Below are 20,096 nucleotides of genomic sequence, written 5' to 3'. Positions count from 1 at the left end.
CCGCCCCTGGCCTTGGCCGCAGGAGACAGGGTTGAGAACGGTGCGGCTTTCTTCGTCTTTCACCGTTATGTTTTGAGCCTTGGCCTTCAGACCGGACGCAGCCCCGCCCGGAAGCGCGGGATGTCAGAAAGGCGGAAGCCCGGGAAGGAGGACTTCCCTGGAGAAGGCGCAAAACGCCAAGGGGTCTTGCTGCCTCAGGTTGATACCCGCGCCTGCCTCCCGCACGGGCAGATTCGGCTTGCATAGAACAGGCTATCGGGGCATACTTTTCCCATGAAATTTTTTTCGGAACAGGTTTCATCCTTCATCCAGCAGCGCAGAACCAGGCGCAATTTCGGCTACTTCTTCCAGTATATCTGCATACTGGGCGCCGTCATTCTGCTCTTCACCGTCATCTTCCATGTCATCATGGAGTACGAGGGGCGCTCGTATTCCTGGATCACCGGCCTGTACTGGACGCTCACGGTCATGTCCACGCTGGGCTTCGGCGACATTACCTTCTTTTCCGATGCGGGCAGGGCGTTTTCCCTGCTGGTGCTGCTTACGGGCATCCTGGCGCTGCTCATTGTCCTGCCCACCGCCTTCATTCAGCTTGTGTACACACCCTGGCTGGACGCGCAGAAGGCGCGGGAGGTCAAGCACAGCCTGCCCGCCAGCACTGCCGGCCATGTGATCATCGTGGGCGACAGCCCCATCTGCCGCAATCTGGCGCAGGTTCTGGGGCGCTACGGCTTCTACAGCGTGCTTTTGAGCGGCAGTACCCAGCAGGCCCTTGAACTCATGGATCAGGGACTGCACGCCGTCATGGGCGACTACGACGACGTGGAGGTCTATCGCAGTCTCCGCGCCGAAAACGCCCGCATGGTCGTCACGCTGGACGATGACGCCCGCAACATGAATTCCATTTTCAAGCTCCGCGAACTGACGGGCACAGTCCCCGTGGTTTCACGGGCGGAACGGGACGAGTCCATCGAGATCCTGAGCCTGGCCGGGTGTACCTGGGTCTTCCAGTTCCGCAAGGCGCTGGGCCGCTCGCTGACACGCCGCGTACTCACCGGCAAGCTTGCCCTGAGCACGCTCACTACGCTTGGCCCTCTGGTCATCGCCGAGGTTCCGGTGAAGCAGACCTCGCTGACGGGACTCAGCCTGCGTCAGAGCGGCCTGCGCAGCCGCTACGGGATCAACGTGGTGGGACTCTGGAACCGCGGAATCTTTGAATTTCCCACGCCGGACACCGAATTTTCCGAACACATGGTTCTCGTCATCGCCGGGACCCGCGAACAGATGGAGGGCTTCTCCCGCGCCCTGCTGCTCGAACCGGCAGCTCAGGCCGCCGGGCCTGTGCTGGTGCTCGGCGGCGGCAGAGTCGGCATGGCCGCGGCCCAGGCCCTGCACGACCGCGGGGTGGACGTCGTCATCGTGGACAAGAGAAATATCGCCCCTCTCGTGCCGGGGATACGGGTGCAGGTGGGGGACGCCTCGGATCTGGTCACGCTCAAGGCGGCGGGCATCGACACGGCTCCGTCCATCATCATCACCACCCACGACGATGACATCAATATCTACCTCACCATCTACTGCCGCCGCATCCGCCCGGACGTGCAGATCATCAGCCGCACCAACCTCGACCGCAACGTCCGGGTCCTGCATACGGCGGGCGCAAACCTCGTGCTCTCTCTGGCCTCGCTCGTTGCCAACCGCATCATCAATCTGCTTGACCCCGGGCGGGTGTTCATGCTCAACGAGGGCATGAACCTGTTCCGCGCCCCCGCCGGAAAGGCGCTGGCCGGACGCACGCTCGCCACCAGCGGCATCCGCACGGCCACCCACTGCAACGTGGTGGCGGTGAAGACCTCGGCAGGGGAAACGCTGGTCAACCCCGACCCGCACCGTGAATTTGAATCCGACGATGAACTCTTCCTCGTGGGCGGCTCCGAGGCCGAGGCTTCCTATTATGAGGAATTCTGGCCGGAGCGGGCTGCGGCTCCTGCCTCTGCCAGAATCAGGCCCATGCCCCCGCGTTCGTGAGCCGCATTCCGGAAGCGTTCTGACGGCGCATCCCCCGCCTTCCGGCATACGGTCTTTTTCTGCACGGAGCGCCGCTTTGCGCTCAGTGAGTTCCGGTAAACAGGGATTGTGCGGAAAAAGAAAAAAAACGCTTGACGGCCCGGGGGGATATGGCTAGAACAAAAAAGCCCTTCAGCAGAGGGGCTTCTCCCTGGACGGCAGGGAAGGGCAGGTTGAACCTGTCCTGATGTACTCTGAGCATTGCTTCAGGGTTTTGACATTTGCAGGCGTCACACATGCCTAGGATGTCAAGCCTCCAGCGGCTGCGCTTACCGCGGCTGCAAAGGTTTCCGGAAGCGGGGCAATCCTCTTCCGGGTGTGTTGGCTCCTGCGGGACCACCTGTCTGCCGGACGCAGTTCCGGCATGTCGGGTCGGCGACCAGGACGGCTTCTCAGAAATGATAGCAGGGGTGCGGAATGGCTGCCGCAAGGTCCGTTCCTCCTTTATCCCCCGTACAAGACATTTTTGAAGAAGCCTCGCGGCGAGAGCCGCGTCAAGGCGTCTTTGGCCGTTCCCGGCGCTGGGTGTAGGAACGAGAAGTATTTTTTTCGCAAGGTGAGCGAAGAAGAAACACTTCATGAATGATCGGTATCCTGACCGGTCAGCCGCCTCCGGGCGGTGAATTCTCCGGCTGAAATACTCCTGCGGGGATCGGCCGGAGCGGGTTTGCCAGAAAATGGAGATTCGCAATGACGACAGTTGGCAGTGATCGTATCCGTATCAAGCTTAAGGCTTACGATTACCGCATCCTGGACAAGGCTGTGGCGGAAATCGTGGACACGGCGCGCAATACCGGCGCCGGTGTGGCCGGGCCTATCCCCCTGCCCACCAATATTCACAAGTACACGATTCAGCGCTCGGTCCATGGGAACAAGAAGTCCCGTGAACAGTTCGAGATGAGGGTCCACAAGCGCCTTATGGACATCCTCGACCCCACGCAGCAGACCGTGGACGCTCTGGGCAAGCTTTCCCTGCCCGCCGGCGTCGATGTGGAAATCAAGCTTTAGAGAGGGGCGTCATGTCTGAAAAAATGGGAATTATTGGACGAAAGCTGGGCATGACCCGTATTTTCGCCGATGACGGCAGAGCCGTCGCCGTGACCGTGATCAAGGCGGGGCCGTGCCCCGTGACCCAGGTCAAGACGGTGGAAAAGGACGGGTACAACGCTCTTCAGCTCGCCTTTGGCGAGGTCGCCGAAAGGAAAGTGACCAAGGCTATGCGCGGTCATTTCGCCAAGGCCGGCGTGGCTCCGTGCCGCGAGACCCGCGAGATCCGCCTTGCCGAGCCTGCCGGCGTGGAAGCCGGTCAGGTCATCACCGCTGAAATCTTCTCCGCGGGCGACACTGTGAAGGTGACGGGCACCAGCATTGGTAAGGGCTACCAGGGCGTGATGCGCCGCTGGAACTTCCGTGGTATCGACGACGGTCACGGCGACGAAAAGGTGCATCGTTCCGGCGGTTCCATCGGTAACACCACCTTCCCCGGACATGTGTTCAAGGGTAAGAAGATGGCCGGTCACTGGGGCGCCGAGCGCGTGACCCAGCAGGGCCTGAAAATCGTCGAAGTCCGCCCCGAGGACAACGTCATCCTCGTCAAGGGCGCCGTCCCCGGCCCCGCGAACGGTCTGGTGCTGGTGCGCAAGCAGTAGTACGCTGCACAGGAGATGAAGCAATGGCTGTTATGAAAGTTTACGATCAGAACAAGCAGGAAGTCGGGGAAGTCACCCTCGCTCCCGAAGTGTTCGAAGTCGAAGTGAGGCCGGAGATTCTGAACCTTGTGGTTCGTGCCTACCGCGCTGCGCTGCGCGCCGGAACTCACGCCGTCAAGGCCCGTGCGTTTGTGTCGGGCGGCGGCAAAAAGCCCTTCAAGCAGAAGGGCACCGGTAACGCGCGCGAAGGTTCCAACCGTTCCCCCGTCATGCGTGGCGGCGCGATCGTGTTTGGTCCCCAGCCGCGCGATTACAGCTTCAAGGTTAACAAGAAAGTGCGCGCCCTGGCGCTGCGCATGGCTCTTTCCTCCCGCGTGGAGGACGGGCTCATGGTCGTGAAGGGCATCGAACTTGCCGAAGCCAAAACCAGGCTTTTCGCCGGCGTCGCCAAGGCTCTCGGCCTCACCAAGGCTCTGGTCGTGGCCGCTCCCGCCGAAGGCGGAGTGGATCCCAAGCTGGCGCTGGCCGCCCGCAACCTTCCCGGCGTCACGCTCGTCACGCCCGATGCCGTCACCGTGTACGACGTGCTCAACTGCCGGCAGCTCGTGGTGCTGGAAGGCGCATTGCCCCACCTGGAAGAGAGACTGAAGTAGTCGCTCGCCTTGAAAGGAATGGACATGGATTACACTAAAATTCTTCTTCGGCCCGTCGTGACAGAAAAGGCTACCGCTCTCCGCGAAGGCGGGGTGTATGCCTTTTTCGTCGCTCCGAGGGCCAACAGGATCGAGATCGGTAAGGCAGTGGAAGAAGCCTTCAAGGTCAAGGTCACGAATGTCAATGTGGTTACGGTCAAGCCGCGCCGCCGTGTGCGCCAGGGCCGTGTGAAGGGACGTATCGCCGGCTATCGCAAGGCTTATGTCACCCTCGCCTCCGACAACAAAATCGAATTCTTCGAGGGGGTCTAGGGATGGCTGTCATCAAGCTGAAACCGACCTCGGCCGGACGTCGCTTCCAGACCGTTTCCGACTTCGCTGAAATCACCAGATCCACGCCGGAAAAGGCTCTTACCGAAGGTCTCAACAGGAAGAGCGGCCGCAACAACAACGGCCGCGTCACCAGCCGCCGCCGCGGCGGCGGCCACAAGCGGGTATACCGCATCATTGATTTCAAGCGCGACAAGATGGGCATCGCCGCCCGCGTTGCCGAGATCGAGTACGATCCCAACCGCACCGCGCGCATTGCGCTGCTCAGCTACGCCGACGGCGAAAAGCGCTACATCCTCGCGCCCGTGGGCATTCAGCAGGGCGATGTGATCGAATCCGGCGACAAGGCCGACATCAAGCCCGGCAACGCCCTGGTTCTGTCACGCATTCCGGTGGGCACCAACGTGCACAACGTTGAAATGCACCCCGGCCGCGGCGGTCAGATGTGCCGCGCCGCCGGTACCTACGCCCAGATCGTGGGCAGGGACGGCAAGTACGTCATCCTCCGCCTCCCCTCCGGTGAAGTCCGCAAGGTGCTCGGCGCCTGCGTCGCCACAGTGGGCCAGGTGGGCAACGTGCAGCATGAGAACATCAGCCTTGGCAAGGCCGGCCGCAATCGCTGGCTGAACCGCCGTCCCAAGGTCCGCGGTGTCGCCATGAACCCTGTGGATCATCCTCTGGGCGGCGGCGAAGGCCGCAGCTCCGGCGGCCGTCATCCTGTGACGCCCTGGGGCATCCCCACCAAGGGTTACAAGACCCGTGCAAAGAAGAAGCCTTCCGGCCGCCTCATCGTCAAGAGCCGCGGTCAGAAGTAAGAGGAGCCGGACATGCCCAGATCTCTTAAAAAAGGTCCTTTTGTGGACGGCAGCCTCATGAAGAAGGTGGAAGCGGCCGTTGCCAGCAACGACCACAAGGTCATCAAGACCTGGTCCCGCCGTTCCATGGTTCTGCCGGAAATGGTTGGTCTGACCTTCGCCGTGCACAACGGCAAGAAGTTCATTCCGGTCTTTGTGACGGAAAACATGGTCGGCCATAAGATGGGCGAATTTGCGCCCACGCGCACGTTCCACGGCCACGCTGCGGACAAGAAGACGAAAGCGGTCAAAAAATAGCGAGTAGCGTCATGGAATCTAAAGCAATCTGCAAGTTTCAGCGCGTTTCTCCCCGCAAGACCCGTCTGGTTGCCCAGAATATCAAGGGTCTTCCCGTGGAAGATGCCCTGAACCAGCTCAAGTTCACGCCCAACAAGCCTGCCGGAGTTCTTTACGGCGTGGTGCGTTCGGCATTGGCCAACGCTTCCCAGTTCCCCGGCATCGATGTGGACTCCATGTACGTCAAGGACGTGGTGGTCAACGAAGGCCCCACCTGGAAGCGTTTCATGCCTCGTTCTAAGGGCCGTGCCATGCACATCCGCAAGCGCACCAGCCACATCACCGTAATTCTCGCGGAAGGACAGGAATAGGCTATGGGTCAGAAAGTACATCCTTACGGCTTCCGTTTGGGATACAATAAGAATTGGCAGTCTCGCTGGTTCAGCGCGAAGGAATACGCTTCCTTCGTGTTTGAGGACCACAACATCCGCAAGTACGTGAAGAAGCTGCTGTACAGCGCCGGTGTTGCCAAGATCGAGATCGAACGCTTCGGCGGACGCATCCGTCTCATCCTCTCCACCGCCAAGCCCGGCATCGTCATCGGGCGCAAGGGTGCGGAAATCGAGAAGCTGCGTGCTGACCTGAAGCAGAAATTCGGCCGTGAATTTGCGCTCGAGGTGAACGAAATCCGCCGCCCCGAAATTGAAGCGCAGCTCATCGCCGAGAACATCGCCATGCAGCTCGAACGCCGCGTTGCCTTCCGCCGCGCCATGAAGCGCACCGTGCAGATGGCCCGCAAGTTCGGCGCCGAAGGCATCAAGATCTCCTGCGCCGGCCGTCTCGCGGGCGCTGAGATCGCGCGCTCCGAATGGTATCGCGACGGCCGCGTGCCGCTGCAGACCCTGCGCGCCGACATCGACTTCGGTTTCGCCGAAGCGCATACCACCTATGGTCTCATCGGTATCAAGGCGTGGGTCTACAAGGGTGAAATCCTTGACAAAGAGGTTGAACGCTAATGCTTGCTCCCAAGAGAATCAAATTCCGCAAGTGGCAGAAAGGCCGCCTGCGTGGCCCGGCCAATCGCGGCGCCACCATCGCTTTCGGCGAGATTGGCCTGAAGGCTGTCGAACATGGCAAGCTTTCCAGCCAGCAGATCGAAGCCGCCCGTATCGCCATGATGCGCCACATCCGCCGCGGCGGCAAAGTCTGGATCAGAGTCTTTCCTGACCACCCTGTGACCGCCAAGCCTCTGGCCACCCGTCAGGGCAGCGGCAAGGGCGCCCCTGTGGGCTGGTGCGCACCGGTGAAACCCGGGCGCGTGCTCTATGAAATCAAGGGCGTCGAGCTTGAAGTTGCCAAACGCGCGCTCACGCTGGCCGGCCACAAGCTGCCCGTGAAGACCGTGATCGTGGTGAAGGAGGGAGCCTTCGCATGAAGATGAAGGAATTGCGCGAAATGAGCGTCGAACAGCTCCAGGCCAAGCTGACTGAACTGCGTCAGGAACTTTTCAACCTGCGCTTCCAGCATGCCACGGCACAGTTGGAAAAGACGGCGTCCATTCCGGCCGCCAAGAAAGACATTGCCCGCGTGCTCACGGCTCTCGCCGCGGCCGCGCAGAAGTAGGAGCGGATATGAACAGCGCAATCGAAAAGCGCAACGGCAGAACGCTCGTCGGGACTGTGGTGAGTGACAAGTGCGACAAGACCATTGTCGTGCTGGTCGAAACTCTGGTTCAGCATCCGCTGCTCAAGAAGTACGTTCGCCGGCACAAGAAATTCACTGCCCACGATCCTCAGAACGAGTGCGGAATCGGCGACAAGGTCAAGATTGTGGAATACCGGCCCATGAGCCGGAACAAGCGCTGGCATCTGGTGTCCGTGCTTGAAAAGGCCGTCTAGTCCTCTTCGGGCTGACTAAAAGGAAACATCCATGATTCAGGTAGAATCCAGACTTCAGGTGGCCGACAATTCCGGCGCCAAGGAAGTGGCCTGCATCAAGGTGCTGGGCGGCTCTCACCGTCGCTATGCCACGGTGGGCGACATTATCATGGTGTCCGTGAAGGACGCCATCCCCCACGCCAAGGTGAAGAAAGGCGATGTTATGGAAGCTGTGGTCGTGCGTACCGCCAAGGAAGTGCGCCGTCCCGACGGTTCCTACATCAAGTTCGACACGAACGCCGCCGTGCTTCTGACCAAGCAGGGTGAACCGGTGGGAACCCGTATCTTCGGACCCGTTGCCCGTGAACTTCGCGCCCGCAACTTCATGAAGATCGTCTCCCTCGCCCCTGAAGTGCTGTAGGAGCAAAGGCTATGAAACAGTTTCGTATCCATAAGGACGACAAGGTGATGGTGGTCACCGGCAAGGACGAAGGCAAGATCGGCAAGGTTCTGAAGATCCTTCGCAAGTCCGACCGCATTGTTGTGGAGAAGCTGAACGTTGCCAAGCGCAACGTCCGCCCCAATCCCTACAAGCGCGAACCCGGTGGCATCGTTGACAAGGAAATGCCTATCCACGTCTCCAACGTGATGGTGGTTTGCCCGCACTGCGCAAAGCCCACCCGCGTCGGGTATCGGGCAACCGAAGACGGGAAGAAAGTCCGTTTCTGCAAGAAGTGCAACGAAACCCTGTAGAAGGTGAACGACGATGACCCGTCTGGAAACGATATATCGTGAGAAGGTGGTTCCGGTATTGCAGAAGGAGTTTGCGTACAAGTCTCCCATGCAGATCCCCGGGATCGAGAAGATCTCCCTGAATATCGGTCTTGGTTCTGCCAATCAGAACCAGAAGCTGATTGAAGACTGTGTTGCCGACCTGACCGCCATTGCCGGTCAGAAGGCCGTAGTCACCCGCGCCAGGAAATCCATCGCCGCGTTCAAGCTGCGTGAAGGCATGCCCATCGGTGTGCGCGTCACCCTGCGCAAGGACGCCATGTGGGACTTCCTGGACAAACTCATGAACTTCGCCATGCCCCGCGTCCGCGACTTCCGCGGTATCCCGGATCGTGGCTTCGATGGTCGTGGCAACTTCACCCTCGGCATCAAGGAACACACGATCTTCCCCGAAATGGAGTCCGACCGTGTGGAAAACCCCGTGGGCATGAACATCACCATCGTGACCTCCGCAACCACGGACAAGGAAAGCAAGCTGATGCTCGAGCAGCTCGGCATGCCTTTCCGCAAGTAAGGAGTGAGCCATGGCTCGTACTGCTCTCAAGGTAAAAGCCGCCCGCAAGCCCAAGTTTGCTGTTCGCGCGTACAATCGCTGCCCGGTGTGCGGTCGTCCCCATGCATTCATGCGTCAGTTCGGCCTGTGCCGTATCTGCTTCCGCAATAAGGCGCTGAACGGCGAGCTGCCGGGCGTCCGCAAATCCAGCTGGTAATTCCGGCTCAGTTTCAGGAGTGATAAACCATGTTGACCGATCCCATTGCCGATATGCTCACGCGTATCCGCAACGCACACCTGGCCCTTCACAAGGAAGTGAGTGTGCCGCGCTCGAAGATGAAGGAAGCCATGGCGTCCATCCTCAAGCAGGAAGGCTATGTGGAAGATGTGAGCGTTGATGAACGCACCATCACCATTGCGCTGAAGTATGTGAAGGGACGCCCCGCCATCACGGGTCTCAAACGTATCAGCAAGCCCGGGCGCCGTGTCTATGTGGGCGCGCATGAGATTCCCCGCGTTCAGAATGGTCTCGGCATCTGCATCCTGTCCACCTCCCGCGGTGTTCTGGATGGCATGACCGCCCAGGAAGACAAGACGGGCGGCGAACTTCTTTGTGAAGTCTGGTGATCGCGGCTCTGGAGCCGTCCGACCTTCAGCCAAGGTAGAAAACTATGTCGAGAATAGGTAAGAAGCCCATCGTCCTTCCCAAGGGTGTGGAAGTGAAGCTGGGTGAAGATATGGTCGAAGTGAAAGGCCCCAAGGGGACCTTGCAGACTCCGCGCTGCGGACTGCTGAATTATGAGCTTGCGGACGGGCATCTTACCCTGACCCGCAAGGATGAAACCAGCGAGAGCAACGCCCAGCACGGCCTGCGCCGCACCCTCATCGCCAACTGCGTGGAGGGCGTGAGCAAGGGCTTCTCCAAGACGCTGGAAGTCATCGGCGTGGGCTTCAAGGTTGCCGTCAAGGGCAACATAGTCGATCTTTCCGTCGGCTATTCCCATCCCGTGCTCCTCGAACTCCCCAAGGGACTGGAAGCCAAAGCGGATGGCACGAAGCTCACCATCTCCGGCATCGACAAGGAGCTGGTGGGCGAGTTTGCCGCCCGCATCCGCCGTGTGCGCAAGCCTGAACCTTACAAGGGCAAGGGCATCAAGTACGAAAACGAAATCATCCGTCGCAAGGCCGGCAAGTCCGGCGGCAAGGGCAAGTAGAGGTAACGGCCATGATTCTTTCCAAGAATGAGAGCCGGAAGCGCCGCAAGGTGCATATCCGGAAGAAGATTTCCGGCACGGCCGAAAGGCCCCGCCTGGTCGTGTATCGCTCCAACCTGCACATCTACGCCCAGATCGTGGACGATACCACCGGCACCACGCTGGCGGCCGCTTCCACCCTGGCCCTGTCCAGGGGCGGTGAGAAGGCCTCCTGCAACAAGGCCGGCGCGCAGAGTGTGGGCAGGGAGATCGCCCGTCTGGCCCTGGAGAAGGACATCCATAAGGTTGTCTTCGATCGTAACGGCTATCTGTATCACGGTCGCATCAAGGCTGTCGCCGAAGGCGCCCGTGAAGGCGGCCTTGAATTCTAGTGGTCCTTCGGGACAGCAAGAGCAGGATAGATATGGAACAGCAGCAAACGCAGCAGGATTCCGGCTTTATTGAAAAGATCGTCAGTCTGAACCGCGTTGCCAAGGTCGTGAAGGGCGGCCGCCGCTTCAGCTTCAGCGCCCTCATGGTCGTCGGCGACGGCAAGGGCAACGTGGGCTATGGTCTGGGCAAGGCCCAGGAAGTGCCCGAAGCTCTGCGCAAGGCCACCGAACGCGCCCGCAAGAGCATGGTTCAGGTTCCCCTGGTGGAAGGCACGCTGCCTTATGAGGTGCTTGGCCGCTTTGGTGCGGGCCGCGTCCTCCTGAAGCCCGCCTCCCGCGGTACCGGCATCATCGCCGGCGGTGCGGTGCGTGCGGTGATGGAAGCCGCCGGCGTCACCGACGTGCTTGCCAAGGCCATCGGCACCAATAACCCGCACAACGTGCTTCGCGCCACCGTGGAAGGGCTGACCTCCCTGCGCAGCGCCGAGGCCGTGTCCGAAGTGCGCGGTAAGAAACTGGAAGCCCCCCGCAAGTAGGGCACAAGGTGGATCGCCATGTCTGAAATCAAGGTAAAGCTCATCAAAAGCCGTATCGGCACGACCCCGTACCAGAGAAAGGTTCTGGACGCCATGGGGCTGCGCCGCCGTGAGATGGTAAAAACCCTTAAGGATAACGCCGCCACCCGCGGCATGATCGCCAGCGTGTCCCACCTGGTTGAGGTCGTTGCATAATGAGACTTAACGAACTGTATCCCTTCCCTGAGGAACGCAAGGGCCGCAAGCGTGTCGGCCGCGGCGCCGGTTCCGGTCTGGGCGGCACGTCCGGCAAGGGCCACAAGGGTCAGAACGCCCGCTCCGGCGGCGGCGTCCGCCCCGGCTTTGAAGGCGGCCAGATGCCGCTTCAGCGCCGTCTGCCCAAGCGCGGCTTCAAGAATTATCTGTTCAAGGTCACCTACGAAGTCATCAACCTCGATCGCCTGCTGGCTGCCTTCCCTGAAGATCAGAAGGAGATCTCGCTTGAGGACATCTACAGCCGCGGGCTGGTCAGGGGCGCTCTCGTCAAGGTGCTCGGCAAAGGCGAAGTGTCCCGTCCCGTCAGCATCGAAGCCTTCCGGTTCAGCCAGTCCGCCAGGGACAAGATCCTTGCCGCGGGCGGCGAAGTGAAGGAACTTCTTGCTGACGCAGAACCTGCTGCCGCCGGGGAATAGCCCATGGCAGCCGGCATGGACAAAAGGGCGGTAAGCCCTGAGCTGCGCATCAAACTGGCCTGGACCCTGTTCATCCTGTGCATGTACAGGGTGGGGGTCCATGTGCCGGTGCCGGGCATCGATGTGAGCGCGCTCTCGCACTTCTTCGCCAGTCTCCAGGGGTCGGTGTTCGCTCTGCTGGACATGTTCTCCGGCGGCGGTCTCCGCAATGTCTCCGTGTTCGCCCTGGGCATCATGCCGTACATCTCGGCTTCCATCATCCTGCAGCTCATGCAGGTGGTCAGTCCCGAGATCAAGCGCATGGCCAAGGAAGAAGGGCAGGCCGGCAGACGCAAGATCACGCAGTACACCCGCTACCTCACCGTGCTGATCACCGTCATTCAGGGCTTCGGCATCGCCGCTCTCCTGGAGGGCATGGTCAGCCCTGAAAACGCTCCCGTGGTTCTCCATCCCGGCTGGGAATTCCGCCTGGTGACCATCGTCACCCTTACGGCGGGCACCATCCTGATCATGTGGCTCGGCGAGCAGATTACCGCGAAAGGCATAGGGAACGGCATTTCCCTCATCATCTTCTCCGGCATCGTGGTGGGCATCCCGGGCGCCCTTGTGCGTTCCTACCAGCTCATCAAGGCCGGGGACATCAATATCGTGTTTGCCCTCCTTATCCTGATCATGATGCTTGCCGTGACCGTGGGCATCGTCTTTGTCGAACGCGCCCAGCGCCGGATTCCCATCCAGTACGCCAAGCGCCAGATCGGCAGAAAGATGTACGGCGGCCAGACCACGCACCTGCCCCTGCGCATCAATACCGCGGGCGTCATCCCGCCCATCTTCGCCCAGAGCCTTCTGCTCTTTCCGGCAACGGTGGCGGGCTTCTCCACGGCACTGTGGCTTCAGCGGGTGGTCTCCTGGTTCCAGCCCACGTCCATTGTGTATAACATCATCTTCGTCGGCCTGATCTTCTTCTTCTGCTTCTTCTACACCGCGATCATCTTTGACCCCAAGGACATCGCCGAGAATCTGAAGAAGGCGGGGGGCTTTGTCCCGGGAATCCGTCCCGGCGAAAAGACCCGTGAGTATATTGACAACGTGCTCACCCGGCTGACCTTCTGGGGCGGCATCTATATCTCCATCATCTCCGTGCTGCCCATGCTGCTCATTGCGCAGTTCAACGTGCCCTTCTACTTCGGTGGAACAAGCCTGCTGATCCTCGTCGGCGTGGCCATTGACTTCATGGGGCAGGTGGAATCCCACATGATCTCGCAGCAGTACGAAGGTCTTATGGGCAAGTCCAGGCGGTAGCCTGCGAAGGTGCATCATGAAAAAGTTCCGGGGTATTTTTATCAAGAATGAGCATGAGATCGAACTCATGCGCGTGGCCAACGGCATGACGGCCGCCATTCTTGACGAACTGGTGGCCAACGTGCGCCCCGGCGTTTCCACCATGTTTTTTGACGAGCTGGCGCGGAAGATGTGCAGCGATATGGGCGTGACGCCCAATTTCCTCAACTACTGCGGCTATCCTTTCGCGGTCTGCTGCTCGGTCAACGAAACCCTGATCCACGGATTCCCTTCCAGGGACATCATTCTGAAGGAAGGGGACATCATCAGCTTCGATATGGGCGTGAACTATCAGGGCTTCAACGGGGATTCGGCCCGCACCGCCTTCTGCGGCGAGGTGTCCGAGGAGGCCAGGCATCTTTCCGAGGTGACGAGGCACTGCCTGGAACTCGGCATTGAGGCGGCCCGCCCCGGGAACAATTTGTATGCGATTTCGGCGGCGGTGCAGCGTTACGCCGAAGCGGAAGGGCTTCATGTGGTTCGTGATTTTGTGGGGCACGGCGTTGGCGCCAGCCTTCACGAAAAGCCGGAAGTTCCGAATTTCGTGCCACGCGGCGGCATGATCGACGGTGTTCCGGGCGGACCTCCGCTGAAACCAGGCATGGTTTTGGCCATTGAGCCTATGTTGGCAATCGGCACCCATGAAGTGGAGATCATGCCGGACGGCTGGACGACGAAGATGAAGGATCGCAGTCTGTCAGCCCACTGGGAACATACGGTAGCGATACACTCCGACGGCGCTGAGATCCTCAGCCTGTCGAGCAATTTCCGAAAGTGATTTCCGCGTCGTGAACTACTGCCCTTGACAGGGTAACGATAACCAGATAAGAGAAACGGTTCAGGCGAATCTTCGCCCTAATCGCGTATCGAAAGTAACTAACGGAGTGAGCGATGAAAGTCAGGCCGTCCGTCAAAAAAATCTGCCCCAAGTGCAAGGTGATCCGGCGCAAGGGTGTTTTGAGAGTGATCTGCGAAAACCCCCGGCATAAGCAGCGCCAGGGCTAACGTTGCAGGAGTCTTAACGTGGCCAGAATTGCAGGCATTGAACTGCCCCGTGGTAAAAGAGCGGACATCGCCCTTACCTATATTTACGGCATCGGCCGGGCTACCGCCCTTCAGATCCTCGCCGCTTCCGGTATCGACTGGACGCGCAGCATTGATGATCTGAGCGCCGACGAGGTGAACGAAGTCCGTAAGGAAATCGAAACGAACCACAAGGTCGAGGGCGATCTTCGCCGCGACGTGGCTTCGAACATCAAGCGTCTGATGGATATTGGCTGCTACCGTGGCCTGCGGCACCGCCGTGGTCTGCCCGTTCATGGTCAGCGTACGCACACCAACGCCCGTACCCGCAAGGGTCCGCGCCGCGGCAATGTGGGCAAGAAGAAGTAGGAAGCTGTTATCTGATACAGCCATGCTTCGGCTGATCAAGACACCCTAGCTCCAAGGAAGTGCAAGATGGCAAGAGCCAAACGTGCAGTCAAGAAGAAGGAAAAGAAGAATATTCCGCTGGGCATCGCCCATATCGCGGCTTCTTTCAATAATACGATCATTACCTTCACGGATACCCGCGGCAATACCGTGAGCTGGTCCTCTGCCGGTCAGAGCGGCTTCAAGGGGTCGCGCAAGTCCACGCCCTTTGCCGCGCAGGTGGCCGCAGAAAACGCCGCCCGCCGTGCTCAGGACAACGGTATGCGTACCGTGGGCGTGTATGTGAAGGGTCCTGGCGCGGGGCGAGAGTCCGCGCTGCGCGCTATCAACGCCGCCGGGTTCAAGGTCGCGTTCATCCGCGATGTTACGCCCATCCCCCACAACGGCTGCCGTCCTCCCAAGCGGCGCCGCGTCTAACGCATGAAGGCAAGGAGAACTAGCCTTGGCAAAATATAATGACGCCAAATGCCGGCTTTGCCGTCGTGAAGGCACCAAGCTGTTTTTGAAGGGCGACCGCTGCTTCACCGACAAGTGCGCTCAGGATCGCCGTCCCTATGCTCCCGGTCAGCATGGCCGTGCCCGCAAGAAGCTCAGCGAATACGCGCTTCAGCTCCGCGAGAAGATGAAGGTGCGCCGCATCTACGGCGTGCTGGAAAAGCAGTTCCGCGGCTACTTCGAGGATGCGGACATGGCCAAGGGCGTGACGGGCGCCAACCTGCTCATCATCCTGGAACGCCGTCTGGACAACGTGGTCTACCGCATGGGCTTCGCCAACTCCCGCAGTCAGGCGCGCCAGCTCGTCCGCCACGGCATCTTCACGCTCAACGGCCGCAAGGTGACCATTCCGTCCCTTCAGGTGCGCGTGGGCGATGAGATCGCCGTTCCCGAAAAGCATCGCGGCATCCCTGTCATCGCCGCCGCTCAGGACGTACTCGCCCGCCGCGGCTGCCCCGCCTGGGTGGAAGTGGACGGTTCCGCGTTCAAGGGTGTTGTCAAGGCCCTGCCCCAGCGCGACGATATTCAGACTCCCATCGAAGAATCTCTTATCGTCGAACTTTACTCGAAATAAGCAGGAAGCGCCATGCTCAGCAAACAAGCCAACAGACTCATCAACGCCCGCAACTGGGCGGTGCTTGTCAAGCCCGAACAGATCGTCCGCGAGAACGACCCCGAAGATACCATGTACGGGAAGTTCGTGTGCGAGCCTCTGGAACACGGCTATGGCACCACCATCGGCAACGCGCTGCGCAGAGTGCTTTTGGCGTCCCTTCAGGGTGCGGCTTTCGTGTCCGTCAAGATCGCGGGCGTGCAGCATGAGTTCACCACCATTCCCGGTGTGCTCGAGGATGTGACGGATATCATCCTGAACATCAAGCAGGTTCGCCTCGCCATGGATACGGACGTTCCCCAGGTCATCACCCTGAGCGCAGGCACCAGGGGTGAAGTGACCGCGGGCGACATTCAGGGCAATCAGCACGTTTCCGTGCTCAACCCCGAACTGCATATCGCCACGCTCACCGAGGACGTGGAGTTCAATCTCGAGTTTGAAGTGCGCATGGGCAAGGGGTACGTCCCCGCCGATATGCACGAAGGTCTCGGCGACGAGATTGGCGTCATCAAGCTCGATTCCAGCTTCTCTCCCGTGCGCAAGGTTGCCTACACCGTCGAGGCTGCCCGTGTCGGTCAGATGACCAACTACGACAAGCTCATCCTTGAGGTCTGGACGGACGGCTCCGTTACCCCTGAAGACGCTATCGCCTACAGTGCCAAGATCATCAAGGATCAGATCTCCGTGTTCATCAACTTTGACGAACAGATTTCCGAAGACGGCGGTCTTGGTGTCAGCGACAACGGGGAATGCAACGAAAATCTCTTCAAGAGTATCGATGACCTTGAGCTTTCCGTGCGGGCCACCAACTGCCTGCGCAGCGCCAACATCTCTCTGGTGGGCGAACTGGTGCAGCGTTCCGAGAATGAAATGCTCAAGACCAAGAACTTCGGCAAGAAGTCCTTGGACGAGATCAAGAATGTTCTCTTGGAAATGGGCCTTGATTTCGGCATCAAGATCGATTCTTTCGATAAGAAATACCAGGAATGGAAGAGGAAGCAGCACCATGAGGCATAGCAACTCTGGCAAGAAATTGAGCAGAAATCCTTCGCATCGCAAGGCTCTGCTTCGCAATATGTCCAAGGCCCTGCTCACGCACGGCCGTATTCGCACCACGGAGATCAAGGCCAAAGAGCTGCGCGGCGTGGTCGAATCCCTTATTACCCTGGCCCGCCGCAATGATCTGGCCGCCCGCCGTCAGGCGTATCGCGATCTTGGCAGCCATCAGCTCGTGCAGAAGCTGTTCGATGAGATCGCTCCGCGCTTTGCGGGCATCCCCGGCGGCTTCACCCGCGTAGTGAAGCTTGCCCTGCCGCGCCGCGGCGACTGCGCTCCCATGGCCATCATTGAGCTGACGAAGCAGGAAGCCGACAAGCCTGCTGAAGCGGCGCAGGCCTGAGCGCCCTTTGATTCAGGTTGTTCCCGGGGGAACCACGTCTTTTCGTGGCTCCCCCTTTTCCTTATTTGCACTGTCTTTCGCCGCGTGAAGCGCGAAGTCTTGTCCAGCGGATGGCCGCCATGTTGAAATTTTTCTGTTCTCTGGTCACGGTTCTGGCTTTTTTTCTGACGTTCTCTCCGGTTTTTGCGGCTGAGCAGGAACCTGCTGCCGCGCAGACCGCTGCTGAAGCTCAGCCTGACACAGCCACAGCACCGGAAGCCGCCGCCCATGACGGCTCTCTGCAGGATCGTGAGCTTTTGGATCGGCTTCAGCGGGACGCCTTCCGCTATATGTGGGAACATACCTTCCCCGAATCCGGGCTGGCCTATGAGGACAGCCGCAACAGCAAGAGCGGACAGGCCACCACCGGCGGCACGGGCTTCGGCGTGGCCGCCATCGTTGTGGCAGTGGAACGCGGCTGGATAGAGCGGGATGCCGCTGTGGAACGCCTGCTTACCATGACGGGCTTTCTGAAGGACAGGACAGAACGGCAGAGCCTGCACGGGGCTTTCCCGCACTGGCTGGACGGACGCACGGGCAAAACCATTGCGTTTGGAGAAAACGACAACGGCGCGGACATCGTGGAGACGGCCTTCCTCATGCAGGGGCTGCTCATCGCCCGCGCCTATTTCGATGCCGACCTGGAGACCGAACAGCAGCTGCGCCGGGACATCACCGAACTCTGGGAAGGCGTGGACTGGCACTGGTTCACCAAGGCCGAAAACAACGGTCTGTTCTGGCACTGGAGTCCGGATCACGGTTTTGACATGGGCATGAAGATTTCAGGCTTCAACGAAGCGATGGTGGCGTATGTGCTGGCGCTCGGCTCTCCCACGCATCCCATCTCGCGGGAAGCGGCGAAGTTCTGGTATTCCACCGAGGAATACACCCCCAAGACCGGCAACGGCTATACTATCGAGGCGGCCAATAAATACGCCGGGTGCATGTTCCTTTCCCATTATTCCTTCATCGGACTTGACCCGCGCCGCATGGCAGACGCGCATGTCCGCCGCGGCTACATGGTGCGCAACACCACCCACGCGCTCATGAACCGGGCCTACTGTCTGGAATCCGCCCCGGCTGAACATCAGTTCAGCGAGGGCTTCTGGGGGCTGACCTCCTGCGACATCAAGGGCGGCTACCGCTACCAGTCGGCCTATAACGAGGTGGGCACGGTGGCGCCGACCGCAGCACTGGCCTCCATGCCCTACACGCCTGAGTACTCCATGCGTGTCCTGTGGAACCTCTGGGAGAATTACCGGGAACAGATGTGGGGCAAGTACGGGCCGTATGACGCCTTCAGCCTCAAGGACGGCTGGTTTGACGACAGCTATCTGGCCATTGACCAGCTTCCCATCGTTTGCATGGTGGAGAATTACCGCAGCGGGCTTCTGTGGACGCTGTTCATGAATATTCCGGAAGTTCAGCAGGGACTCGACCGCATGGAAGTGCGGGAACTGCCGCCTGCCGATGGCTTTTCGCAGATTGTCCTGCCCCTGCGCAGAACGGATTCCGGCTACGAAACCGACGCTCTGGATCTGCGGCGGCATCCCGATTCCGGCCTGTACACGGTTCCCTACGGCAGCTCGGAACAGCGGGTGATCTTCTTCAGTGTCACGGATGCTGAGGGCAGAGTGGTGAAGCGCTTTACCCGCGAGGCGCGCACGGGCGAAAACGTCCTGGCTTTCGAGCCGTTCGCTCCGGCATCAGATGAGGTTTTTACCCTGCACATGCGCTCGGGCGGTGTTTCCGACTCTCTGCCGCTCCGCTTCCACTGAACGGGAAGCAGCACTTGCCTCGCAGGAAGGGCGGCTTTTCGTCCGGGCAGTGGTCCTGAGGTGAAGGAGCACAGCGGCGCTTTCTGCCTTTTGTGCGGGAAGGGCTGCGGGGTACGTCAAAAAAGAGTTTGACGGGTGGCATGTTTTTTAGGCAACCCCACATGTCAATCTGCGGTCTTTTTTTGGGAAACTCATTGAAATAACGGAGTTATCGTATGTTTACCCCTCCCTCTCCCCCACACGCAGCAAACCGGAACGCCGCCGAACGATCCTTCCTTGAAACTACACGTTTTGACCGGGTCATCAGCCTTGGAGAGAATTGCGGCTGCGCAAACTATCTTAGAGCTTTTTATCTGCGGGATGCTGCCTATCCCTTTGATTGGCTGGGGGGAGCTGCTTTTAAAAGAAGGGTTGAACTCATCCTTAACGATTTTCTTGGTTTTCTAGAAAAAGATAACTTAGAAAAAGTCGGTACGCACGAGAATGGTGATATTTACAAAGATAAAAATATCGGTCTTATTTCTCCTCATGATTTTAGCAAGGGGGCAATTTTAGATAGAGCCTACCCTGAAGTCATAAAAAAATATCAGCGCCGAATCAAGCGCCTTTACAGTACAGTTAATGAAGTAAAATATGTTCTTTTTGTCTGGTGGGGTTTTACAGGAGAAAATATTTCTGATGAAGATATCATTGATACTCAAGAAAGACTTTCTCGAAAGTTTAATAAAAATATTTATCTTTTGATAATTCAGAATAATAATGCTTCTGACAAAATTGAAGAAAGATGTTTAGGAAAATTTATTATAAAGATTATAGCGCATATCAATAATGGGTGAAATACTGACGGTGATATAACTATAGGAAATGCGATTTTTTCAAGAATAAAAACAAAGAATTATCTAAGAGTAAAGATATATAGACAATGCATAAGAAAGTTGCTTAACATAGTTGGTTGTTTTCTGCCAAGCAAATCTCTTCACCACAAAGTACGGGCCAGACTGAAACGGGAATTGCTGGGGGACGACTGGTAAAGGGGGAGCCTATTGCCCTTATGTGGCATGAATGCGTACATGTGCTTTTTTGAAGCCGTTTTATATTATCTCAAGAGTTTTTTCTGATGGAGATGATCCCCCCTCTTCCTTGACCAGAAGCTCAAGTCACATGGTCTTCACGCCCATGCGGAGAGTATCACTTTAATAATGATAAAAGTTCTTCGATCTTGCCGTTAACGCGAAATCGCTGAAACAACGCCAGAG

At 58.9% G+C, this 20,096-nt stretch carries 32 protein-coding genes; all 32 read left to right on the top strand.

Annotation, left to right across the window (positions count from 1 at the left end; all coding sequences use genetic code 11):
- The first annotated feature begins 273 nt into the window (after positions 1-273).
- On the top strand, positions 274-2,028 hold the full coding sequence (locus Q0Z94_RS03655) for an NAD-binding protein (protein WP_298067665.1): 1,755 nt from the start codon (positions 274-276) through the stop codon (positions 2,026-2,028).
- A 729-nt stretch (positions 2,029-2,757) separates the two neighbouring features.
- Positions 2,758-3,075, top strand: coding sequence for a 30S ribosomal protein S10 (gene rpsJ / locus Q0Z94_RS03650; RefSeq protein WP_298067664.1), 318 nt, complete (start codon positions 2,758-2,760; stop codon positions 3,073-3,075).
- 11 nt (positions 3,076-3,086) lie between these two features.
- Positions 3,087-3,716 carry a 50S ribosomal protein L3 gene (rplC, locus tag Q0Z94_RS03645; RefSeq protein WP_298067663.1) on the top strand — a complete coding sequence of 210 codons (630 nt, stop codon included), beginning with the start codon at positions 3,087-3,089 and terminating at the stop codon, positions 3,714-3,716.
- Positions 3,717-3,739: 23 nt separating this feature from the next.
- A complete protein-coding gene (gene rplD, locus Q0Z94_RS03640; RefSeq protein WP_298067662.1) occupies positions 3,740-4,369 on the top strand; it encodes a 50S ribosomal protein L4 in 630 nt (209 codons plus the stop codon).
- A gap of 24 nt (positions 4,370-4,393) precedes the next feature.
- The gene (gene rplW, locus Q0Z94_RS03635) at positions 4,394-4,681 is read left to right on the top strand and encodes a 50S ribosomal protein L23 (RefSeq protein ID WP_298067661.1); all 288 of its coding nucleotides are present in this window, start codon (positions 4,394-4,396) and stop codon (positions 4,679-4,681) included.
- Between the two features lie 2 nt (positions 4,682-4,683).
- Positions 4,684-5,514 (top strand): 50S ribosomal protein L2, encoded by an 831-nt coding sequence (gene rplB / locus Q0Z94_RS03630; RefSeq protein WP_298067660.1) that lies wholly within the window; start codon positions 4,684-4,686, stop codon positions 5,512-5,514.
- 12 nt (positions 5,515-5,526) lie between these two features.
- Positions 5,527-5,811, top strand: coding sequence for a 30S ribosomal protein S19 (gene rpsS / locus Q0Z94_RS03625; protein WP_298067659.1), 285 nt, complete (start codon positions 5,527-5,529; stop codon positions 5,809-5,811).
- A gap of 11 nt (positions 5,812-5,822) precedes the next feature.
- On the top strand, positions 5,823-6,161 hold the full coding sequence (rplV, locus tag Q0Z94_RS03620) for a 50S ribosomal protein L22 (RefSeq protein ID WP_298067658.1): 339 nt from the start codon (positions 5,823-5,825) through the stop codon (positions 6,159-6,161).
- A 3-nt stretch (positions 6,162-6,164) separates the two neighbouring features.
- Positions 6,165-6,806, top strand: a complete 642-nt coding sequence (gene rpsC, locus Q0Z94_RS03615; RefSeq protein WP_298067657.1) for a 30S ribosomal protein S3 — start codon at positions 6,165-6,167, stop codon at positions 6,804-6,806.
- Positions 6,806-7,225 carry a 50S ribosomal protein L16 gene (gene rplP / locus Q0Z94_RS03610; RefSeq protein WP_298067656.1) on the top strand — a complete coding sequence of 140 codons (420 nt, stop codon included), beginning with the start codon at positions 6,806-6,808 and terminating at the stop codon, positions 7,223-7,225. The genes rpsC and rplP overlap by 1 nt, the downstream gene beginning before the upstream one ends.
- The gene (gene rpmC / locus Q0Z94_RS03605; protein ID WP_298067655.1) at positions 7,222-7,413 is read left to right on the top strand and encodes a 50S ribosomal protein L29; all 192 of its coding nucleotides are present in this window, start codon (positions 7,222-7,224) and stop codon (positions 7,411-7,413) included. Before rplP ends, rpmC begins: the two co-directional genes overlap by 4 nt.
- An 8-nt stretch (positions 7,414-7,421) precedes the next feature.
- Positions 7,422-7,688 carry a 30S ribosomal protein S17 gene (gene rpsQ, locus Q0Z94_RS03600; RefSeq protein ID WP_298067654.1) on the top strand — a complete coding sequence of 89 codons (267 nt, stop codon included), beginning with the start codon at positions 7,422-7,424 and terminating at the stop codon, positions 7,686-7,688.
- 31 nt (positions 7,689-7,719) lie between these two features.
- The gene (gene rplN / locus Q0Z94_RS03595) at positions 7,720-8,088 is read left to right on the top strand and encodes a 50S ribosomal protein L14 (protein ID WP_298067653.1); all 369 of its coding nucleotides are present in this window, start codon (positions 7,720-7,722) and stop codon (positions 8,086-8,088) included.
- A gap of 11 nt (positions 8,089-8,099) precedes the next feature.
- Complete coding sequence (gene rplX / locus Q0Z94_RS03590) at positions 8,100-8,420, top strand: 50S ribosomal protein L24 (protein WP_298067652.1); 321 nt, start codon at positions 8,100-8,102, stop codon at positions 8,418-8,420.
- A 13-nt stretch (positions 8,421-8,433) separates the two neighbouring features.
- Complete coding sequence (gene rplE / locus Q0Z94_RS03585) at positions 8,434-8,973, top strand: 50S ribosomal protein L5 (protein WP_298067651.1); 540 nt, start codon at positions 8,434-8,436, stop codon at positions 8,971-8,973.
- 10 nt (positions 8,974-8,983) lie between these two features.
- Positions 8,984-9,169 (top strand): type Z 30S ribosomal protein S14, encoded by a 186-nt coding sequence (locus tag Q0Z94_RS03580; RefSeq protein WP_298067650.1) that lies wholly within the window; start codon positions 8,984-8,986, stop codon positions 9,167-9,169.
- Positions 9,170-9,198: 29 nt separating this feature from the next.
- Complete coding sequence (rpsH, locus tag Q0Z94_RS03575) at positions 9,199-9,579, top strand: 30S ribosomal protein S8 (RefSeq protein ID WP_298067649.1); 381 nt, start codon at positions 9,199-9,201, stop codon at positions 9,577-9,579.
- Between the two features lie 44 nt (positions 9,580-9,623).
- Positions 9,624-10,166 carry a 50S ribosomal protein L6 gene (gene rplF, locus Q0Z94_RS03570; RefSeq protein WP_298067648.1) on the top strand — a complete coding sequence of 181 codons (543 nt, stop codon included), beginning with the start codon at positions 9,624-9,626 and terminating at the stop codon, positions 10,164-10,166.
- 11 nt (positions 10,167-10,177) lie between these two features.
- Positions 10,178-10,537 carry a 50S ribosomal protein L18 gene (rplR, locus tag Q0Z94_RS03565; RefSeq protein WP_298067647.1) on the top strand — a complete coding sequence of 120 codons (360 nt, stop codon included), beginning with the start codon at positions 10,178-10,180 and terminating at the stop codon, positions 10,535-10,537.
- Positions 10,538-10,569: 32 nt separating this feature from the next.
- Complete coding sequence (gene rpsE / locus Q0Z94_RS03560) at positions 10,570-11,073, top strand: 30S ribosomal protein S5 (RefSeq protein ID WP_298067646.1); 504 nt, start codon at positions 10,570-10,572, stop codon at positions 11,071-11,073.
- A gap of 18 nt (positions 11,074-11,091) precedes the next feature.
- Complete coding sequence (gene rpmD, locus Q0Z94_RS03555) at positions 11,092-11,268, top strand: 50S ribosomal protein L30 (protein ID WP_298067645.1); 177 nt, start codon at positions 11,092-11,094, stop codon at positions 11,266-11,268.
- Positions 11,268-11,744, top strand: coding sequence for a 50S ribosomal protein L15 (rplO, locus tag Q0Z94_RS03550; RefSeq protein WP_298067644.1), 477 nt, complete (start codon positions 11,268-11,270; stop codon positions 11,742-11,744). Before rpmD ends, rplO begins: the two co-directional genes overlap by 1 nt.
- Before the next feature lie 3 nt (positions 11,745-11,747).
- Positions 11,748-13,046, top strand: coding sequence for a preprotein translocase subunit SecY (gene secY / locus Q0Z94_RS03545; protein ID WP_298067643.1), 1,299 nt, complete (start codon positions 11,748-11,750; stop codon positions 13,044-13,046).
- 16 nt (positions 13,047-13,062) lie between these two features.
- On the top strand, positions 13,063-13,863 hold the full coding sequence (gene map, locus Q0Z94_RS03540; protein WP_298067642.1) for a type I methionyl aminopeptidase: 801 nt from the start codon (positions 13,063-13,065) through the stop codon (positions 13,861-13,863).
- A 113-nt stretch (positions 13,864-13,976) separates the two neighbouring features.
- Positions 13,977-14,090 carry a 50S ribosomal protein L36 gene (gene rpmJ / locus Q0Z94_RS03535; RefSeq protein ID WP_005027799.1) on the top strand — a complete coding sequence of 38 codons (114 nt, stop codon included), beginning with the start codon at positions 13,977-13,979 and terminating at the stop codon, positions 14,088-14,090.
- An 18-nt stretch (positions 14,091-14,108) separates the two neighbouring features.
- A complete protein-coding gene (gene rpsM / locus Q0Z94_RS03530) occupies positions 14,109-14,477 on the top strand; it encodes a 30S ribosomal protein S13 (protein WP_298067641.1) in 369 nt (122 codons plus the stop codon).
- A 66-nt stretch (positions 14,478-14,543) separates the two neighbouring features.
- Positions 14,544-14,933, top strand: coding sequence for a 30S ribosomal protein S11 (rpsK, locus tag Q0Z94_RS03525; protein ID WP_298067640.1), 390 nt, complete (start codon positions 14,544-14,546; stop codon positions 14,931-14,933).
- A 25-nt stretch (positions 14,934-14,958) separates the two neighbouring features.
- Complete coding sequence (gene rpsD, locus Q0Z94_RS03520) at positions 14,959-15,585, top strand: 30S ribosomal protein S4 (protein WP_298067639.1); 627 nt, start codon at positions 14,959-14,961, stop codon at positions 15,583-15,585.
- Positions 15,586-15,597: 12 nt separating this feature from the next.
- Positions 15,598-16,641 carry a DNA-directed RNA polymerase subunit alpha gene (locus Q0Z94_RS03515; protein WP_298067638.1) on the top strand — a complete coding sequence of 348 codons (1,044 nt, stop codon included), beginning with the start codon at positions 15,598-15,600 and terminating at the stop codon, positions 16,639-16,641.
- On the top strand, positions 16,631-17,023 hold the full coding sequence (gene rplQ / locus Q0Z94_RS03510; RefSeq protein WP_298067637.1) for a 50S ribosomal protein L17: 393 nt from the start codon (positions 16,631-16,633) through the stop codon (positions 17,021-17,023). Before Q0Z94_RS03515 ends, rplQ begins: the two co-directional genes overlap by 11 nt.
- Positions 17,024-17,142: 119 nt before the next feature.
- On the top strand, positions 17,143-18,840 hold the full coding sequence (locus tag Q0Z94_RS03505) for a glucoamylase family protein (RefSeq protein WP_298067636.1): 1,698 nt from the start codon (positions 17,143-17,145) through the stop codon (positions 18,838-18,840).
- A 215-nt stretch (positions 18,841-19,055) separates the two neighbouring features.
- The gene (locus tag Q0Z94_RS03500) at positions 19,056-19,676 is read left to right on the top strand and encodes a DUF1796 family putative cysteine peptidase (protein ID WP_298067635.1); all 621 of its coding nucleotides are present in this window, start codon (positions 19,056-19,058) and stop codon (positions 19,674-19,676) included.
- Positions 19,677-20,096: the final 420 nt, after the last annotated feature.

It is taken from the genome of uncultured Mailhella sp. (assembly GCF_947631555.1).
In the GTDB taxonomy this organism is placed as follows: Bacteria; Desulfobacterota; Desulfovibrionia; order Desulfovibrionales; family Desulfovibrionaceae; genus Mailhella.
The sequence above is the reverse complement of the archived record's forward strand: the minus strand, read 5'-3'. Positions and strand labels throughout refer to the sequence as shown.

Bases quoted from the DNA above. Each gene is read 5' to 3' on its own strand.
- Q0Z94_RS03655 (WP_298067665.1), top strand. From the start codon at position 274: ATGAAATTTTTTTCGGAACAGGTTTCATCCTTCATCCAGCAGCGCAGA.
- rpsJ (WP_298067664.1), top strand. From the start codon at position 2,758: ATGACGACAGTTGGCAGTGATCGTATCCGTATCAAGCTTAAGGCTTAC.
- rplC (WP_298067663.1), top strand. From the start codon at position 3,087: ATGTCTGAAAAAATGGGAATTATTGGACGAAAGCTGGGCATGACCCGT.
- rplD (WP_298067662.1), top strand. From the start codon at position 3,740: ATGGCTGTTATGAAAGTTTACGATCAGAACAAGCAGGAAGTCGGGGAA.
- rplW (WP_298067661.1), top strand. From the start codon at position 4,394: ATGGATTACACTAAAATTCTTCTTCGGCCCGTCGTGACAGAAAAGGCT.
- rplB (WP_298067660.1), top strand. From the start codon at position 4,684: ATGGCTGTCATCAAGCTGAAACCGACCTCGGCCGGACGTCGCTTCCAG.
- rpsS (WP_298067659.1), top strand. From the start codon at position 5,527: ATGCCCAGATCTCTTAAAAAAGGTCCTTTTGTGGACGGCAGCCTCATG.
- rplV (WP_298067658.1), top strand. From the start codon at position 5,823: ATGGAATCTAAAGCAATCTGCAAGTTTCAGCGCGTTTCTCCCCGCAAG.
- rpsC (WP_298067657.1), top strand. From the start codon at position 6,165: ATGGGTCAGAAAGTACATCCTTACGGCTTCCGTTTGGGATACAATAAG.
- rplP (WP_298067656.1), top strand. From the start codon at position 6,806: ATGCTTGCTCCCAAGAGAATCAAATTCCGCAAGTGGCAGAAAGGCCGC.
- rpmC (WP_298067655.1), top strand. From the start codon at position 7,222: ATGAAGATGAAGGAATTGCGCGAAATGAGCGTCGAACAGCTCCAGGCC.
- rpsQ (WP_298067654.1), top strand. From the start codon at position 7,422: ATGAACAGCGCAATCGAAAAGCGCAACGGCAGAACGCTCGTCGGGACT.
- rplN (WP_298067653.1), top strand. From the start codon at position 7,720: ATGATTCAGGTAGAATCCAGACTTCAGGTGGCCGACAATTCCGGCGCC.
- rplX (WP_298067652.1), top strand. From the start codon at position 8,100: ATGAAACAGTTTCGTATCCATAAGGACGACAAGGTGATGGTGGTCACC.
- rplE (WP_298067651.1), top strand. From the start codon at position 8,434: ATGACCCGTCTGGAAACGATATATCGTGAGAAGGTGGTTCCGGTATTG.
- Q0Z94_RS03580 (WP_298067650.1), top strand. From the start codon at position 8,984: ATGGCTCGTACTGCTCTCAAGGTAAAAGCCGCCCGCAAGCCCAAGTTT.
- rpsH (WP_298067649.1), top strand. From the start codon at position 9,199: ATGTTGACCGATCCCATTGCCGATATGCTCACGCGTATCCGCAACGCA.
- rplF (WP_298067648.1), top strand. From the start codon at position 9,624: ATGTCGAGAATAGGTAAGAAGCCCATCGTCCTTCCCAAGGGTGTGGAA.
- rplR (WP_298067647.1), top strand. From the start codon at position 10,178: ATGATTCTTTCCAAGAATGAGAGCCGGAAGCGCCGCAAGGTGCATATC.
- rpsE (WP_298067646.1), top strand. From the start codon at position 10,570: ATGGAACAGCAGCAAACGCAGCAGGATTCCGGCTTTATTGAAAAGATC.
- rpmD (WP_298067645.1), top strand. From the start codon at position 11,092: ATGTCTGAAATCAAGGTAAAGCTCATCAAAAGCCGTATCGGCACGACC.
- rplO (WP_298067644.1), top strand. From the start codon at position 11,268: ATGAGACTTAACGAACTGTATCCCTTCCCTGAGGAACGCAAGGGCCGC.
- secY (WP_298067643.1), top strand. From the start codon at position 11,748: ATGGCAGCCGGCATGGACAAAAGGGCGGTAAGCCCTGAGCTGCGCATC.
- map (WP_298067642.1), top strand. From the start codon at position 13,063: ATGAAAAAGTTCCGGGGTATTTTTATCAAGAATGAGCATGAGATCGAA.
- rpmJ (WP_005027799.1), top strand. From the start codon at position 13,977: ATGAAAGTCAGGCCGTCCGTCAAAAAAATCTGCCCCAAGTGCAAGGTG.
- rpsK (WP_298067640.1), top strand. From the start codon at position 14,544: ATGGCAAGAGCCAAACGTGCAGTCAAGAAGAAGGAAAAGAAGAATATT.
- Q0Z94_RS03515 (WP_298067638.1), top strand. From the start codon at position 15,598: ATGCTCAGCAAACAAGCCAACAGACTCATCAACGCCCGCAACTGGGCG.
- rplQ (WP_298067637.1), top strand. From the start codon at position 16,631: ATGAGGCATAGCAACTCTGGCAAGAAATTGAGCAGAAATCCTTCGCAT.
- Q0Z94_RS03505 (WP_298067636.1), top strand. From the start codon at position 17,143: ATGTTGAAATTTTTCTGTTCTCTGGTCACGGTTCTGGCTTTTTTTCTG.
- Q0Z94_RS03500 (WP_298067635.1), top strand. From the start codon at position 19,056: ATGTTTACCCCTCCCTCTCCCCCACACGCAGCAAACCGGAACGCCGCC.